Below are 14,955 nucleotides of genomic sequence, written 5' to 3'. Positions count from 1 at the left end.
ACAAGTTCAGCCGATGCGAATCGGAACGGTCCTCGCGGGCTGACACCGTTGTCAACGGTCCGTGGTGAACCTGTCGCGTTCCGGACACGACCGGGTGAAGCCGATGAGTTTTCCCGGCCCCCGCCGTCAGTACTGAAGTCCGCGAACCGCCCCAAAGGAGACATCATGGCAAAACTGCTCTACGGCTTCAGCTGCTCGGTCGACGGCTTCGTCGCCGGCCCCGGCGGCGACATGTCCTGGCTGACCCCGTACCTGGGCCCGGACCCGCTGGTCGACGAGCTGATCCCGGAGATCGGCTCGCTGCTCGTCGGCCGCCGGACCTACGGCGGGGACGACCCGCACCGCGGCACCGAAGGCGAGGGCAAGGCGTTCGGCGGCGGCTGGGAGGGGCCGCAGTTCGTGCTCACCCACCGCCCGGCCGCGCCGGCGCCCGGCGTCACGTTCGTCGACAACCTTGTCGACGCGGTCGCCGCGGCCAAGGATGCAGCCGGCCCGAAGTACGTCAACGTCCTCGGCGCCGACGTCGCTCGGCAGTGCCTAGAAGCCGGCGTTCTCGACGAAATCCTCGCGATGCCCGTCCCGGTGCTACTCGGCGACGGCGTCCGGATGTTCGACCACCCCGGCGGCAAACCGGTCGGGCTGGAGCCGCTGCGGCCGAACTGGTACCGCGTGCTTTAAGGCCGCATCCCGAACGACGGGCGGCCGAGCAGCTTCGGCAGCACGGCGTAGGCGTCGCCGACCCAGTCGCACAGCCGCGCCCGGGTTTCGCGCGGATCGATGACGTCCTCGACGGAAAACCGTTCCGCGGTGCGGAAAGGCGAGCGCACGGCGTCCAGGCGCGCGCGGATCTCCTCGATCCGCGCCGCCCGGTCGCCGGCCGCGTCGAGCTCCGCGCGGTACGCCGCTTCGATGCCGCCTTCGACCGGCAGCGAACCCCAGTCGCCCGAGGGCCACGCCCAGCGGCGGACCAGCCGGTGCCGGTTGACCTGGCCCGCGCCGCCGACGCCGAACACGCGCCGGACGATCACCTCGGCCATCGGCACCCGCGCCTGGTACACGGCGGTGACCGCGCGGGCGCCGTGCCGGATCGCGCCAGCGCGCTCGGCCGCGGCGCCGATCACCATGCCCGCCTGGTCGGTCAGCGACACCAGCGGCAGGTGGAACGTCTCGCACAGGTCGACCAGGCGGGTCATGACGTCGGCGCCTTCGGGCGTCAGCGTCGCGCCGCGGTACGGGTCGGTGGCGAGCACCCCGACCGGGTGGCCGTTCAGCCGCGCGAGTCCCGCGTAGGCCGAGCCGCCCGACACGGCGTAGTCGAACACCGAACCTTCGTCGAAGACGCCGTCGAGCAGCGGCTGCAGCCGGTAGGGGTGCCGCCGGTTGCGCGGCACCAGCGAGAGCAGCGCCTCCTCGCGCCGGTCGACCGGGTCCGAAGTGGACCCGACCGGCGGCAGTGAGTCCACAGAGGACGGAAGATACGACAGGAACTGCTTCAGGACCGCGAAAGCCTCGGCCTCCGAAGCCACGATGCGGTCGATCGCGCCGCTGCGGCGGTGGACGTCCGCGCCGCCGAGCTCCTCCTTGGTGAGGTCCTCCCCCGTCGCGTGCTTCACCACCGGCGGCCCGGCGACGAACAGCTGCCCGACGTCTTCGACCAGAACGTTGAGGTGCGCCATCACCGCCCGCGCGGCGCCGAGCCCGGCGACCGGGCCGAGGCACAGCGCCACCACCGGCACCGTGGAGAGGTTGTCCACCACCAGGTCCCAGCCCGGGTTGACCGGGACGTAGGTGAACCCGTGCTGCTCCAGCATCTTGACACTGCCGCCGCCTCCGGTGCCCTCGATGAGGCGCACCATCGGCAGGCCGAGCTCGTTCGCGAGCCGCTCGGCGTAGACCTGCTTCTCCATGATCGCGGCGTCGGCCGCGCCGCCGCGCACGGTGAAGTCGTCCCCGCCGATCGCCACGCGCCGCCCGTCGAGCTTCGCTGTCCCGACGATGAAGTTGGCCGGGGTGAACGACTCCAGCGATCCGTCCACATAGGACGCCGTACCGGCGAGCGCGCCGATCTCGTCGAAGCTGCCGGGGTCGGCGAGCGCCTCGATCCGCTCGCGGACCGTCGAGCGCCCGGCGGCGTGCTGGCGGGCGACCTTGTCCGGGCCGCCCATGCGTTCGGCCAGCGCCCGCCGCCGGGCGATCTCGTCGACCTCCGGCTGCCAGGTCATTCCGCCTCGAACGCCGCTTCGACCTTGCGCTGCAGCTTGTTCATCCCGCCGAGCCAGCGGTCGGTGTCGGTCGCCCGCGCCGCGTAGTACCCCGCGACCTCGGGGTGCGGCAGCACCAGGAACCGCTTCTCCTCGATGGCCGTGAACAGCGCGTCCGCGACCTGCTCCGGCTCGATCGCCGACGCGCCCATCAGCAGCTGGCCCGCGGCGCCGGTGCTCTCCAGCATCGCGGTGCGCACGCCCTGCGGGCAGATGGCCTGGACGGTGATCCCGCGGTGCTTGTAGGTGGCGGCCAGGTATTCGGCGAAGGCGAGCGCGCCGTGCTTGGTCACCGAGTACGGCGCCGAGCCGAGGCTGGTCAGCAGGCCGGCGGCGGAGACCGTGGCGATGAAGTGGCCCTTCCCGCGCTCGAGCCACGCGGGCAGCAGCAGGTTGGCCGCGCGGACGTGGGCCATGACGTTGACGTCCCAGGTGCGCGCCCAGACCTCTTCGGGGCTTTCCGGGCCGCCGAAGGGCGCGATGCCCGCGTTGGCGCAGAAGACGTCGATCTCGCCCAGGGTCTCGCGGGCGCTCTCGACCAGCTTCGCGACGCCGTCGACGCTCGCGACGTCACCGACGAACGCCGTCCCGCCGACCTCCTTCGCGATCTCCGAGGCCTTGTCACCGTCGAGATCGGCAACGAGCACCTTCGCGCCGTCCGCGGCGAAGCGGCGGGCCAGCGCGGCGCCGATGCCCCCGCCACCCCCGGTGACGACCACGCCGGTCACAGGCCACCACCCAGGGTCACGCCGCCGTCGAGCACCATGGTCTGGCCGGTAATCCAGCCCGCGTCGTCGGACAGCAGGAAGGCGACCGCGCCCGCGATGTCGGAGGGCAGGCCGAGCCGCTTCATCGGGTACGCGGAGGCGACCTCCTCCTCGCGGCCTTCGTAGAGCGCGGTGGCGAACTTCGTCTTGACGACGGCGGGCGCGACGGCGTTGACGCGGATCTTCGGCCCTAGCTCGGCGCCGAGCTCGACGGTCAGCCGGATCAGGGCGGCCTTGCTGACGCCGTACATGCCGATCCCGGGCGAAGCGCCGAGGCCGGCGACGGACGCGACGTTGACGACGGCGCCGCCGTGCTCCCCCATCCACGCGTCCCGAGCGCGCTTGGTCCAGCCCAGCGGTGCGAGCACGTTCACCCCGAGGATCTTGGCCGCGGCGCCGGGGTCGATGTCCAGTGTCGGTCCGTAGACCGGGTTGATGCCGGTGTTGTTGACCAGGTAGTCGAGCCGGCCGAAGGTCTCGACCGTCTTCGCGACGGCCTCGTCCTGGTGGTCGGTGTCGTCGGCCTTGCCGGGCACGAACATGGCGACGTCCGGGCCGCCGAGGGAGTTGACGGCCTCCTCGAGGGCTTCAGGCTTGCGCGCGGTGATGCACACCTTCGCCCCGCGCTCGACCAGCGTCTTCGCGATCCCGAGCCCGATGCCCCGGCTCGCCCCGGTGACGATCGCGACGCGATCCTTGAACGAGTTCACGACAGTGTGTCTCCTTCGCTGTGGTGCGCGGCACATACCAAGCAGTCGCTTACCCGGCCCATTATGCGCGATGAGGCCATCCTCTCAAGGCCGACCTCCGTCACACCGGATTGCCACCCTGCGTGCTCGGCGCCCCTGCCCCGCACGGTCAGTGGCTCGGGCCGGTGTGCAGCGGGCCGAGCAGCCGCCGGTAGGTCGCGTCGTCCGGCGAGCTGAAAACCCTGGATTCGGTGCCGTCGCCGCCCTCGGCGCGGAAGGTGATCCGCATGCAGTCGCCGCCGGTTTCGGTGGCCCCCTCGACCGGAGGAGAGGCCACGACGCGCCCGGTGTGCGCCTCGAGCACGTCCAGCCGGTAGTGCCCCTGGTACACGGTGTCCTGGTTGCCGCCCTCGTACGCGCACTCCTTCAGGAGCTTCTCATCGGCCTGCCTGACGAGCCGGAGACAGCCGACGAGCTGCACGTCGTTGTGCACGGAGCCGCTGTCGACGTCCATCGTCTCCGGCAACGTGAAGTCGGGACGGACGGAATACCCGTGGCCCTCGGACGGAGGCTCGCCCGGCGCGAACTCCGAGGTGACCACCATCGGGTGCGGGCCGGCACCTTCGTAGGCGGCCGCGCGGCCGAGCCCGGCGCCGTCCTCGCACACGCCGGCGAGATCTTCGCGGGTCACCGGGGGCCCGATCAGCACGTCCGCGACCACCGGCACGCCCGAGAACACGGTCGCCGCCGCCAGCACGGCCGCGCCGAGCACCGCCGCGGCGGGCGCCACCACGCCGCCCGATCCGGCGCGGCCGTGCCGGATCGCGGCCACCAGCGCGGAGCGGGCCGACATCGGCGGCAGCACGATGTCCGGCACGCTCCCGGCGTCCGGGCCGGTCCCGGTGATCCGGAACGTCCGCCACGGCCCACTGCGCACGGCGATGTCGTCGTAGTGAAGAACGTCTTGCCCGGCCGCGCCGGCCCTCCAGCGCAGCACACCGCGCTCGGCGGCGACGAAGAACTGCCGGCCCCCGGCCACCGGCCCGAGCAAGGTCGTCAGCCAGCCCGCGCACGCCACCACGCACACGACGAACACCGGAATCTGCCAGAGCACGGACTGGGAGAGCGCCATGAACGCGGCGACCAGGCCGCCGGCCAACACCAACGCGCCGACCCCCACCACCCAGCCCGCCGACGACTGGCGCTGCCGGTGGACCCGCCGCACCGCACCCAGCCCGACCGCGCCCGCGCGCTCCGCCGCCCGCGCCCGGTCGGCCCGGCTCAACAGCCCGCTGACCTGGACAAACGTGCTCCACCCCTTGCCGATCACTATACGGCAGTCCACAGTGGTGTCCGGCGAAGCAGATCACTCCGTGGTTCGCGCGGCTGCGCGGGTCAGGGCCACCGCCGCCACAATGGTCCACACCATGCAAAGGACCCGGCCCACCGGCAGAAGCACGCTGGCGTAATAGAAAAACAGTGACAGCAGGGACAGGACTGCCAGCCCACCCGCCACACGGCCGAACGTCCGAGCCGGCTTCCGCAGCCACGCCGTGGCCGGCGCGGCGAGGAGCACAAACGCTCCCAGCGTGACGACGTTGACCACGCCACCGGCGTAAAAACTCGCCATCCGGAGCGCCACGACCGTCTGCGGCGCCGCCGCGGGAGCCGCGATCACCACGGCACAGGAGAGCGCGGACGACACGAGCATGGCCCCCACCGAAACCATTCCCACGACATTCAGCCGCCGCGCGGTGGCAGGATCGCCGGCCGCCCCGCTCACCGTGCGGGCGAACAAAGCGAACCCGAGGACCGAGATCACCTGCAAGCCGGCGGCCACCAAAGCCGCAGCCGGATTGGCGGTGTAGTACGCGACGACATCGGCCGTGGGCGCATCGGGCAACGGCAATGGGCGATCGCTGAGCAACCCATCGACAAAACCGACGGAGAGAAACGCGACCAAGAAGACGATCGACCCCACGACGGCCCGGCGTGGCACGACCCAGGCGGGCACGGCGGCGGGTCCGGCGGAAAGCGGTGTCATCAGAACTCCTTGTCGGCTGGAAAACCCGGAATCGGGATTTCCCGAGCCTTCCGGACAGCCCCGCGATCCGCGTCGGCTCGGAAGCGACACCCGACTACGCGATTCGACGTACGGTCGGTCTCGACCCCGCGAAGCTCGAACCCGGCGCTACTGCCATCGCGTTCGACAGCAACCCCGAGGACTGCGTCGACGCGGCCGTGCGCTGGTCGCGCTGACCGGAGGTATTGCCTTGCCGCGCCACGAGGGCGGTGTCTACCTTCCGGTCATGCCTTCGCGACTCCTGGCAGTGACTTTCGAGGCGAACAACCCAGCCGAACCGGCACGCTTCTGGGCCGGGATCCTCGACCGGGAGATCATCGAAGACGCCGACGGCGTCCTGCTACCAGGCGAGGACACCCAGCTCGGCCTCCGCTTCGTACCGGGCCGCGACGGCCGCATCGGCGCGAACCGGATGCACCTGCACCTCACCAGCGCCGACCTCGACGACCAGCGGCACACCGTGGACACGGCCATAAGACTCGGCGGCCGTCACGTCGACGTCGGACAGCAACCCGAAGAGACACACGTTGTCCTGGCCGACCCGGCGGGCTACGAGTTCTGCGTGATCGAGCCCGGCAACGGCTACCTCGCCGGGTGCGGGCCGCTGGGTGAGCTCACCTGTGCCGGCTCCCGGCAGGTCGGCTCGTTCTGGAGCCGGGCGCTGGGCTGGCCCCTGGTGTGGGACCAGGGCGAGCAGACCGCGATCCAGTCCCCGCGCGGCGGCACGAAAATCGCCTGGGACACCTGGGATGGCACACCCGAGGCGCCGCCCCGGCAGCGCTTCGAACTGCTCCCGGACGGCGACCAGAAGGATGCAGTCGACGCGCTGATCTCCCTCGGCGCCGCTCGGGTCGCCGCGCGCGACGACGGCACCGTCGTGCTGGCGGATCCGGATGGCACCGAGTTCTCCGTGTGGCCACCGTCGAAGGCGTTGCGGCGCACCAAAAACGCCACCTGAATCACGAGTGGCCGAGATCGGCGTCACTCAGCGCCTGAACGACGCCGGCTCGGCGTTCGGGCGATTCCCGGACTGCTCGGCTCATCTCCACGTGCAAAAACACCGTGTCGTCCGCCGCTGCCAGTTTGCCCTGGACGTTCTTCGTCCCTTCGAGCGCTCCGCAGCGCTCCTCCCAGGCCCGGCACACCGCGAACCCGTTCGCCTCCAGGCGCGTCGCCGTGCGGCGAACCGCGTCGCCCGCTGCCGAAGCCCCCGAGGACAGCACGATGTCCTTCGACGGCAGGTTTTCGTCGTGGAAGCCGTGCAGCTGGACCTGCGTGAGCTTTCGCGCGGCCAGCACCGAAGCCACGACGTGGAACACCGAATCCTCTTCGTGCGCGACGTCGGCCTTGCTGTCGTCGGCCTTCCGGTGCGCGCCGGCCACCATGAGGACCGCGCCCGGGGTCCGGCGGAACAGGTCGACGCCGAACAGCTCCGTCCGCAGGTCGAACGCGGGGTGCGGCACCTCCACCGCCAGCGACGGCGGCGCCGACCGGTCGATGACGTACAGGCCCCACGCCCGCTCGGTGCCGGGCTCGTTGACCACGATCGTGTAAGGCCGCCCGGTCGCCGGGTCGACGCCGTCGTGCACCGAAAAACCGAGCTTCCCGAGATCCGCGGTCCCCCGGCGGTCCAGGACCGCAGCGAACCCCGCGGACGCGGTCCGACGTTCGTCGGATTTCGGTGAGCGGTACACCTGGTCGGCCGACAACTTGGCCGTGAAGCCGGTCACCAGGGAGTCCAGGGGCTCCGGACCGGCTTCCGGGGCGGACGTCGGAGGAGCGTCGTCACCGAGGGTCAGCACCAAGGTCAGCGCCAACGCCAGAGCGACGGCCACGCCGGCCACGCTGAGCAACATCCGCGGTCGGGTGATCACAACCCGGAGTGTACCGATATCACCCGATAGTTAGACTTAGCCGTCGTTTGTCCCCCGATGGGGCTAGCTGTAACGTCACCGACGACGTCATTGATACCGTCATGTAACCCGAACGGGTGGGTTCTTTGCTAGCGGCCGCGGTGGCCGGTGGTCCATCGGGACATGTGACTGGAAGGGCCTGGGGAGACCCTCTTGAAACAGCACGAAGAGCGAACGGCGCGGTTGCGCGCGCAGATTCCGGAGGCGGGCTTCCCCCGCGGCGCCGGTGTCGCCTCGGCGACCGCGTTGGTCCTGCTGTTGGTCATCGCCGCCTTCACCGCCCTGTACCTGTCCACCGCGGGCCCGCTGTCCCTGATCCGCGCGAACGACGCCTCCGGCCGTGTCCCCGACGAGGTGACCGCCGGCCAGCAGCGCACGACCGCCGGCCTCGCCCAAAGCGTCGCGACCTCGGCGACGGCCGCCGCGGGCGACCTCCAGGTCGCGGCCGGCTCCGGGGTGTTCGACGTCGCCGACGACACCGCCCTGCTCGCCCGGCTGGGCGAGACCTACGAAGACTGGCGCGGGGCCGCTGTCTACGACCCGGCCGCGCAGAAGGTCCTGGCCACCCGTGGCGAGCCGGTGCCGGTCGAGACGCTGCGCGGGGTCGCCGTCGCGAACCTCACGGTCCGCCCGGTCGCCCGTCCCGGTGACACCCCGCTCGTGCTGACCGCCCTCCCGCTCTCCGGCGCACGCGCCGGCAAGCTCCTCGTCGTCTCGACGGCGCTGCGCACCACCGCCGGCGACCTCGACAAGGACACCCAGCAGCAGGTCCGCCTGGTCACCGCGGACGGCGCCGTGCTGCACACCCACGGCTCCGACGTCGCCGCGACCGACACGCCCGCGCAGCAGCTGCTCGCCCAGGCCGCCACCGCGGCCGCCGCCGGGCAGTCCGGCGTGCTCACCGGCTCGGCGGTCACGGAGAAGGGCAAGCAGCGCGCCCCGGTCGTCTCCTACGCCCCGGTGTCCCCCACGAGCATCGGCGGCAGCCTCGGCCTGTCGGTCGTGGCGTTCAGCCGCTTCCCGGTCGAGGCCGTGCCGGCCCGCTGGCCCGGCCTGATCCCCGCCGCCGCCCTGCTCGTGCTGGCCGCCGCGGGCTTCTTCCTGCTGCGGCGCACGGTCGTCGCGCCGATCCGCAGGCTGCGCGCCGACGCCCTCGCCGTCGCCGCCGGTGTGCTCGGCAAGCCGGTCCGGCAGTCACGGATCCGCGAGGTCAACCGGGTCACCGCCGCCCTCGAGCGGTCGCGTTCGAAGCTGCGGCGCCGCAAGCCCGCACCCGGAGTACGCGCCTTGCTCTCCGCGCAGCTCATCATCGCGGCGGTCGCGCTGACCCTGCTCGGCTGGTCGGGCGTGGTCGCCGCGACGCTCGGCCGGCAGCACGCCGAGGTCTCCCCGACCATGCTCAGCGAGCACGGGGTCCGCGTCACGCGCTCCGCCGACACCTTGCGCCGCAGCCTCACCGAAGGCCTCACCGACCTGAAGTCGGTCGCCCAGCTGGGCAAGGGCAAGGAACCCGAGCAGCTGCGGGGCATGCTGGACCGGCTCGCCGGCACCGAAAGCCGGTTCCGCAGCATCTACGTCGCCGACGCCCAGGGCGCGGTCCGGCTGCTGGCCGGGCGCGACTCCCTGCGTGAACCCGGCAAACTGCCCGACGGCGAAGGCCTGCGCCAGCACAACACCAGCGGCCGCGTCCCGGTCGTCTACGCCTTCACGCCGTTGCCGGACTCGAAGAACGTCCTGGTCGGCGAGTACGACGTGCCGCGCATGGCCGAGCTGCTCGGCGCGGCGGGCGGCCGTGTCCGCGTGGTCGACGAGGGCAAGCGCACGATCGCCGACACCCAGGGGTACCTCGCGTTCTCCTCGCTCACCGACGCGACGCTGATCAAGAACGTCGACGCGGCGCAGTCGGGCAAAGACGCCCGCGAGACGACGCCGGCGGCGCTCGTCGCGGCCCAGCGCCTGGCCGACAAGGGCACCGCGGCGTCGCTGAAGTGGGTCGTCGTCGCCGAGCAGCCGATCGGTTCGCTCGGGGTCGCGGACAACACCGTGCGGTCGGGCGCGCGGGTCGCCGCGCTGCTCACCGCCGTCGTCGCGGTGATGCTGTTCGCCTGGCACTTCCTGGTGGTCGTCCGGCCGCTGCGGCGGGTCGGCGAGGAGGCGCGGCGGATCGCGGCCGGCCACACCGGCGCCGTCGTCTACCCGCAGCGCCAGGACGAGATCGGCACCATCGCCTCCTGCGTCGAGATCTGCCGCCAGGCCCTGCTCGACGGCCGCGACCGGCTCGGCGAGGTCCGGCGCCCGACCGGCGCGGCGACCGACGAGACCGAACTGCTCCAGAAGATCGTCGACGAGCCCGAACCCCGGGTCGAACGCAAGCCCCCGGCCGCGCAACGGAAACCGGCGGGCCGGCCGCGGCCGCAGACCCCGCCGCAGACCCCGCCGCGGATCCCGGCCCGGACGCCCGAAGAGAAGGCCAAGAGCGACTACCTGAGCTGGCTGGACGGGGCCGGGGTCTGACGTGACGTTCCTCTACGTCGTGCTGGTCCTGGCGTCGGCGACGATGCTGGTCGCCGGCATCACCGAACAGCGCCAGCACTACCGGCACCTGCACAGCATCCCCACCCGGGTGCTGGTCAACGGCATCCGCGGCAAGTCTTCGATCACGCGCCTCTGCGCGGGCGCCCTGCGCGGCGGCGGGCTCGTCACCACCGCCAAGACCACCGGCACCGCGGCCCGCTTCATCCACCCCGACGGCAGCGAGGAACCCGTCTACCGCAAGTTCGGCATCGCCAACGTCGTCGAGCAGATCGGGATCGTCCGCCGCGCCGCCGCCTACCGGCCCGACGCACTGGTCATCGAGTGCATGGCCGTGATGCCGGACCTGCAGGAGATCAACCAGAGCAAGCTGATCCGCTCGACCATCGGCGTCCTGTGCAACGTCCGCGAGGACCACCTCGCCGAGATGGGGCCGACCCTTGACGACGTCGCGCGGTCGCTGTCGCGGTCGATGCCGGTCGGCGGGATCTGCCTCACGGCCGAGCGGGACCGGCTGCACATCCTCCAGCAGGAGGCCGACAAGCGGGACTGCGAGCTGATCGCGGTCGACCCCGAAACGGTCACCGACGAGGAGATGCGCGGCTTCGGCTGGATCACGTTCAAGGAGAACGTCGCGATCGCGCTGGCCGTCGCGGACCTGCTGAACGTCAACCGGCAGCTGGCGCTGGAAGGCATGTGGGCCGCGCCGCCGGACCCGGGGGTGCTGCAGGTCCACCAGTACCGCGCCGGCCGCCGTCACCTGCGCTTCGCCAACGTCTTCGCGGCGAACGACCCCGAATCGACGTTGATGAACATCGACCAGCTCCGCGCGCAGGGCGCGATCACCGACCCGCTGCACGTCATCATCAACTGCCGCCCGGACCGCGTCGAGCGCAACGGCCAGATGGGCGCGCTGATCCCCCGCATCGCGCCGGAACGCGTGGTGCTCATCGGCGACCCGACACGCAGCGCCCGGGCCGCCATCCCGAGCGAGTGGCACGACCGCGTCGTCGACCTCGGCGGTTCACGGTCCCCGCGTGAGCTGCTGCGCGGGATCGTCGGCGGGGTCGAGCGGCACGCGTCGCTGATCGCCATCGGCAACATCCACGGCCAGGGGGAACTGCTCATCGAGGAACTCGCGAAACTGGAACCGGTCGCCTGATGCTCACCACGTCCCTGGCCCCCGAGGTCGCCACCGTCGGGCTCGCCATCGGCCTGTTGCTGTCGCTGGTCTGCTACCTGACCACGAACCTGTCCCCCGGCGGCATGATCACGCCCGGCTGGATCGCGCTGACCATGGTCGAAGACTACCGCCGCGCGGCGATCATCGCGGCCATGACCGCGCTGACCTTCGGCGGCACGAAGCTGTTGCAGCGCATGGTGATCCTGTACGGCAAGCGGCTGTTCGCCGCGGTCGTGCTGCTGGGCGTCGTGCTGCAGACGACGTTGCTGCTCGTCCTGCAGGCCGACTTCCCGCTGCTGTTCGTGCACCAGACGCTCGGGTTCGTCGTGCCCGGCCTGGTCGCCTACCAGCTCGTCCGGCAGAAGCCGGTGGCCACGATGCTCGCCACCGGCGGCGTCAGCCTGGCCAGTTACGCGGTCCTGATCAGCGGTGTGCTGATCGGGCTGGTCCCGACCGTATGAGGTGACTGAGGAGATGGCACTGCGCAGGGCGATCCGCATCGGCGTGCTGGCCGCGGTCATCGGCGTGTCCGGCGCGGCCGCGCTGTACTTCGCACAAGACCGGGAACAGGAGATCACGGCGATCTCGGCGTCGGCCGCCCCGTCCGGCGCGGCGGTCACCGGCGGGTACACCTACGAGCGGCTGGACGGCCCGGCCCGGACCGTGGTCCGCGACGCGGCGGGCGCACAGCTGGCGTCCTTCACCGACGGCTCCCGCACGGTCATGATCACCGGGCGCTCGCGAACCTTCACCGAGCCGAAGTTCACCAAGGTCAGCATCACCTCGACGGCGTGGATCCGGCTCGCGCCCGAAGTGTGGCAGGCGGGTGCGGAAAAGCAGCAGTGGTTCACCGACTGGCTGCCCAAGGCCATCGGCGACACCGACCCGGACATCCTCGCGATCGCCCTGCAGTACACCGACGGCGCGGCCGACCAGATCGCCAAGAAGCTGCGGATCGGCGGGGACGCCAACTTCGGCCCGGACAGCGCCGAGGGCCGGCTGGAGAAGTCGGACTTCTACGACTACCTGGGCATCGGCTGGGACTTCCCGGGCGGCGTCCACGAGGCCGCGGAGCCGGCGCGGGCGCGGTCGCTGGACTGTTCCGGCTTCGTGCGGATGGTGTACGGCTACCGGTCGGGCTACCCGCTGCTCGGGACGAACACCAAGGGCCCGGGCCTGCCGCGCCGGGCGTGGGCGCTCTCGGAGCTCGGGCCGGGCACCGAAGTCGTCCACGACGCGAAGAAGCAGGCCACGGACTTCAGCACGCTCCAGCCGGGCGACGTGCTGTTCTTCAACCTCGAGCCGCAGCTCGGCTCGCAGGTCTCCCACACCGGCATCTACCTGGGCATCGACAGCGACGGTCACCACCGGGTGCTGTCCAGCCGGAAGGTCGCCAACGGACCGACCTTCGGCGACGCGGGCGGCGTGTCGCTGATCGACGGGTCCGGCACCTACGCCAAGGCGTTCCGCGCGGCCAAACGCATCTGACGCGTCGCGCCGCAGCTGGTTCGCCGTCGAACGGGAGTTCCAGTACCGTCCGCTGGGCGGGAGGTACCGATGACGAACGAGGAACCGGCGCCGGCACGGCTGGGCCGGCGGGTCTGGGCGTTGTTCACCCCCTACCGGACGGCGCTGGTCGCGACGGTGCTGGCGGTGCTGGTGTCCAGCGGGCTCGGGATCCTGACCCCGTTCCTGACCCAGGCCACGTTCGACCGCGCCCTGTTCCCCACCGACGGCAGCGGCGTCCACGTGCGGCTGCTGGTCCTCCTGGTCGCCGGGATGATCGCGATCCCCCTCGTGAGCGCGTTGATCGGCGTGTTCCAGACCTGGCAGACCACGCTGCTGGGCAACCGCGTCATGGCCGATCTCCGCACCCGGCTGTTCGCCCACCTCCAGCGCATGGACCTGGCGTTCTTCACCGCGACCCGCACCGGGGCGATCCAGTCGCGGCTGGCCAACGACGTCGGCGGGGTGCAGACCGTGCTGTCGGAGACGGCCACCTCGATCCTCGGCAACGTCGTCACCGTCGTCGCCGCGCTGGTGGCGATGGTGCTGCTGTCGTGGGAGCTGACGATCGTCGCGGTCGCGCTGGTGCCGCTGTTCGTGCTGCTGCAGGTGCGGGTCGGCCGGGTCCGCCGCCGGCTGGCCGGGCGCACCCAGGAGTCGCTGTCGGACATGACCGCGATCACCGAGGAGTCGCTGTCGGTGTCCGGGGTGCTGCTGGCCAAGGTGTTCAACCGGCAGGCCGACGAAGTCACCCGCTACACCGCCGAAAACGCCCGGCAGGTCGACCTGCAGGTGCGCCAGGCGATGACCGGCCAGTCGTTCTTCGCGGTGGTGCAGACGTTCCTCGGCATCACGCCGGCCCTGGTCTACCTCGTGGCCGGGCTGCTGATCGCCAACGCGAGCGGCGCCGCGGTCACCGCCGGCACGATCGTCGCGTTCACCACCCTGCAGACCCGGCTGCTGTTCCCGACCGTCAACCTGCTGCGGGTGGCGCTCGACGTCCAGACCTCGCTGGCGCTGTTCGGGCGGATCTTCGCCTACCTCGACCTGAACCCGCGCATCGTCGACGCGCCGGACGCCCGCACCCTGGACGACCCGACGGGACGAGTCGAGTTCGACCAGGTCTGGTTCGCCTACCCGGCTTCCGACGAAACCGAGGAAACCACCGACACCGAGACCCGCCGCTGGGCGTTGCAGGACGTCTCGGCCGTCGTCGAACCCGGGCAGCTCGTCGCCGTCGTCGGACCCAGCGGCTCGGGCAAGACCACAATGTCCTACCTGGTCCCCCGCCTGTACGACACCACCCGCGGCCGGGTCCTGCTCGACGGGCAGGACGTCCGTGACCTCACCCAGACCTCGGTCGCCGACGCGATCGGAATGGTCACCCAGGACACCTACCTGCTGCACGCGACCGTCGCGGCCAACCTCCGTTACGCCAAACCCGAGGCCACGGACGCCGAACTCGAGGAGGCGGCCCGCGCCGCCAACATCCACGACCGGATCATGAGCTTCGCCGACGGGTACGAAACCCTCGTCGGCGAGCGCGGCTACCGCCTCTCCGGCGGGGAGAAACAGCGGCTGGCGATCGCCCGTGTCCTGCTCAAGGACCCGCGCATCCTCATCCTCGACGAGGCCACCAGCGCCCTCGACACCACCAGCGAGCGGCTCGTCCAGCAGGCGCTCGAGGCGGCCACCCACCGCCGCACGACCATCGCGATCGCCCACCGGCTCTCGACGATCCTGGGCGCCGACCTGATCCTCGCCGTCGCGGACGGCCGGATCGTCGAACGCGGCACCCACGCGGAGCTCCTCGCCCAGGACGGCCTGTACGCGCAGCTCTACACCGAGCAGTTCGCCGGCGGCAAGATCGAAGTCCGCTGCGCCGACGGTGTCCGCTTCCGCGACGGCAGCACCCTGCACCGCTCCCCCGCCGCCTGACCAAGCTCCCCCCGGCTGTGCCTCGAACGTTCCGTGAAGAGGCAGCCCGGACCTCGCTGCTGAAAGTCGTTCGCCTTTCCGGT

Annotated in this window: 14 protein-coding genes; 8 read left to right on the top strand and 6 right to left on the bottom strand. The window is 71.5% G+C overall.

Going from position 1 to position 14,955, the window contains the following annotated elements:
- The first annotated feature begins 165 nt into the window (after nucleotides 1-165).
- Nucleotides 166-678, top strand: coding sequence for a dihydrofolate reductase family protein (locus tag ACZ63J_RS01345; RefSeq protein ID WP_465400472.1), 513 nt, complete (start codon nucleotides 166-168; stop codon nucleotides 676-678).
- Here ACZ63J_RS01345 and ACZ63J_RS01340 read toward each other — a convergent pair.
- From ACZ63J_RS01340 to ACZ63J_RS01320, 5 genes are all read right to left on the bottom strand, one after another.
- Entirely contained in the window at nucleotides 675-2,222 is a 1,548-nt protein-coding gene (locus tag ACZ63J_RS01340; protein ID WP_465400473.1) for an acyl-CoA carboxylase subunit beta, read from the bottom strand. The genes ACZ63J_RS01345 and ACZ63J_RS01340 overlap by 4 nt on opposite strands.
- Entirely contained in the window at nucleotides 2,219-2,989 is a 771-nt protein-coding gene (locus ACZ63J_RS01335) for an SDR family oxidoreductase (RefSeq protein WP_465400474.1), read from the bottom strand. The genes ACZ63J_RS01340 and ACZ63J_RS01335 overlap by 4 nt, the downstream gene beginning before the upstream one ends.
- Nucleotides 2,986-3,738, bottom strand: coding sequence for an SDR family oxidoreductase (locus ACZ63J_RS01330; RefSeq protein ID WP_465400475.1), 753 nt, complete (start codon nucleotides 3,736-3,738; stop codon nucleotides 2,986-2,988). The genes ACZ63J_RS01335 and ACZ63J_RS01330 overlap by 4 nt, the downstream gene beginning before the upstream one ends.
- Before the next feature lie 148 nt (nucleotides 3,739-3,886).
- On the bottom strand, nucleotides 3,887-5,047 hold the full coding sequence (locus ACZ63J_RS01325; protein ID WP_465400476.1) for a hypothetical protein: 1,161 nt from the start codon (nucleotides 5,045-5,047) through the stop codon (nucleotides 3,887-3,889).
- 36 nt (nucleotides 5,048-5,083) lie between these two features.
- Nucleotides 5,084-5,761 (bottom strand): hypothetical protein, encoded by a 678-nt coding sequence (locus tag ACZ63J_RS01320; RefSeq protein WP_465400477.1) that lies wholly within the window; start codon nucleotides 5,759-5,761, stop codon nucleotides 5,084-5,086.
- On the opposite strand from ACZ63J_RS01320, the gene ACZ63J_RS01315 reads away from it, so the two are divergent.
- Together ACZ63J_RS01315 and ACZ63J_RS01310 are read left to right on the top strand one after the other, a co-directional pair.
- Entirely contained in the window at nucleotides 5,755-5,976 is a 222-nt protein-coding gene (locus ACZ63J_RS01315; RefSeq protein WP_465400478.1) for a hypothetical protein, read from the top strand. The two genes, ACZ63J_RS01320 and ACZ63J_RS01315, sit on opposite strands and share 7 nt — an antisense overlap.
- A 50-nt stretch (nucleotides 5,977-6,026) precedes the next feature.
- Nucleotides 6,027-6,758 carry a VOC family protein gene (locus ACZ63J_RS01310; RefSeq protein ID WP_465400479.1) on the top strand — a complete coding sequence of 244 codons (732 nt, stop codon included), beginning with the start codon at nucleotides 6,027-6,029 and terminating at the stop codon, nucleotides 6,756-6,758.
- 1 nt (nucleotide 6,759) lies between these two features.
- On the opposite strand, the gene ACZ63J_RS01305 is transcribed toward ACZ63J_RS01310, so the two are convergent.
- Nucleotides 6,760-7,674, bottom strand: a complete 915-nt coding sequence (locus ACZ63J_RS01305) for a hypothetical protein (protein WP_465334477.1) — start codon at nucleotides 7,672-7,674, stop codon at nucleotides 6,760-6,762.
- A gap of 192 nt (nucleotides 7,675-7,866) precedes the next feature.
- Here ACZ63J_RS01305 and ACZ63J_RS01300 point away from each other — a divergent pair, with 192 nt between their 5' ends.
- The 5 genes from ACZ63J_RS01300 to ACZ63J_RS01280 all read left to right on the top strand — a co-directional run bounded on the left by ACZ63J_RS01300 (nucleotide 7,867) and on the right by ACZ63J_RS01280 (nucleotide 14,872).
- Complete coding sequence (locus ACZ63J_RS01300) at nucleotides 7,867-10,227, top strand: HAMP domain-containing protein (RefSeq protein WP_465400480.1); 2,361 nt, start codon at nucleotides 7,867-7,869, stop codon at nucleotides 10,225-10,227.
- Between the two features lies 1 nt (nucleotide 10,228).
- Nucleotides 10,229-11,407 (top strand): poly-gamma-glutamate synthase PgsB, encoded by a 1,179-nt coding sequence (gene pgsB, locus ACZ63J_RS01295; protein ID WP_465400481.1) that lies wholly within the window; start codon nucleotides 10,229-10,231, stop codon nucleotides 11,405-11,407.
- On the top strand, nucleotides 11,407-11,889 hold the full coding sequence (locus ACZ63J_RS01290) for a poly-gamma-glutamate biosynthesis protein PgsC/CapC (protein WP_465313317.1): 483 nt from the start codon (nucleotides 11,407-11,409) through the stop codon (nucleotides 11,887-11,889). The genes pgsB and ACZ63J_RS01290 overlap by 1 nt, the downstream gene beginning before the upstream one ends.
- A gap of 13 nt (nucleotides 11,890-11,902) precedes the next feature.
- Nucleotides 11,903-12,916 carry an NlpC/P60 family protein gene (locus ACZ63J_RS01285; protein WP_465400482.1) on the top strand — a complete coding sequence of 338 codons (1,014 nt, stop codon included), beginning with the start codon at nucleotides 11,903-11,905 and terminating at the stop codon, nucleotides 12,914-12,916.
- 69 nt (nucleotides 12,917-12,985) lie between these two features.
- On the top strand, nucleotides 12,986-14,872 hold the full coding sequence (locus tag ACZ63J_RS01280; protein WP_465400483.1) for an ABC transporter ATP-binding protein: 1,887 nt from the start codon (nucleotides 12,986-12,988) through the stop codon (nucleotides 14,870-14,872).
- Nucleotides 14,873-14,955 lie beyond the last annotated feature (83 nt).

It is taken from the genome of Amycolatopsis sp. NPDC104863, from assembly GCF_055582965.1.
Note: the sequence above shows the minus strand (reverse complement) of the source record. Positions and strands in the feature narration are given on the sequence as shown.

What these genes read in the sequence shown, in the direction of transcription:
- ACZ63J_RS01345 (WP_465400472.1), top strand. Translation starts at nt 166, where the DNA reads ATGGCAAAACTGCTCTACGGCTTCAGCTGCTCGGTCGACGGCTTCGTC.
- ACZ63J_RS01340 (WP_465400473.1), bottom strand. Translation starts at nt 2,222, where the DNA reads ATGACCTGGCAGCCGGAGGTCGACGAGATCGCCCGGCGGCGGGCGCTG.
- ACZ63J_RS01320 (WP_465400477.1), bottom strand. Translation starts at nt 5,761, where the DNA reads ATGACACCGCTTTCCGCCGGACCCGCCGCCGTGCCCGCCTGGGTCGTG.
- ACZ63J_RS01310 (WP_465400479.1), top strand. Translation starts at nt 6,027, where the DNA reads ATGCCTTCGCGACTCCTGGCAGTGACTTTCGAGGCGAACAACCCAGCC.
- ACZ63J_RS01290 (WP_465313317.1), top strand. Translation starts at nt 11,407, where the DNA reads ATGCTCACCACGTCCCTGGCCCCCGAGGTCGCCACCGTCGGGCTCGCC.
- ACZ63J_RS01285 (WP_465400482.1), top strand. Translation starts at nt 11,903, where the DNA reads ATGGCACTGCGCAGGGCGATCCGCATCGGCGTGCTGGCCGCGGTCATC.
- ACZ63J_RS01280 (WP_465400483.1), top strand. Translation starts at nt 12,986, where the DNA reads ATGACGAACGAGGAACCGGCGCCGGCACGGCTGGGCCGGCGGGTCTGG.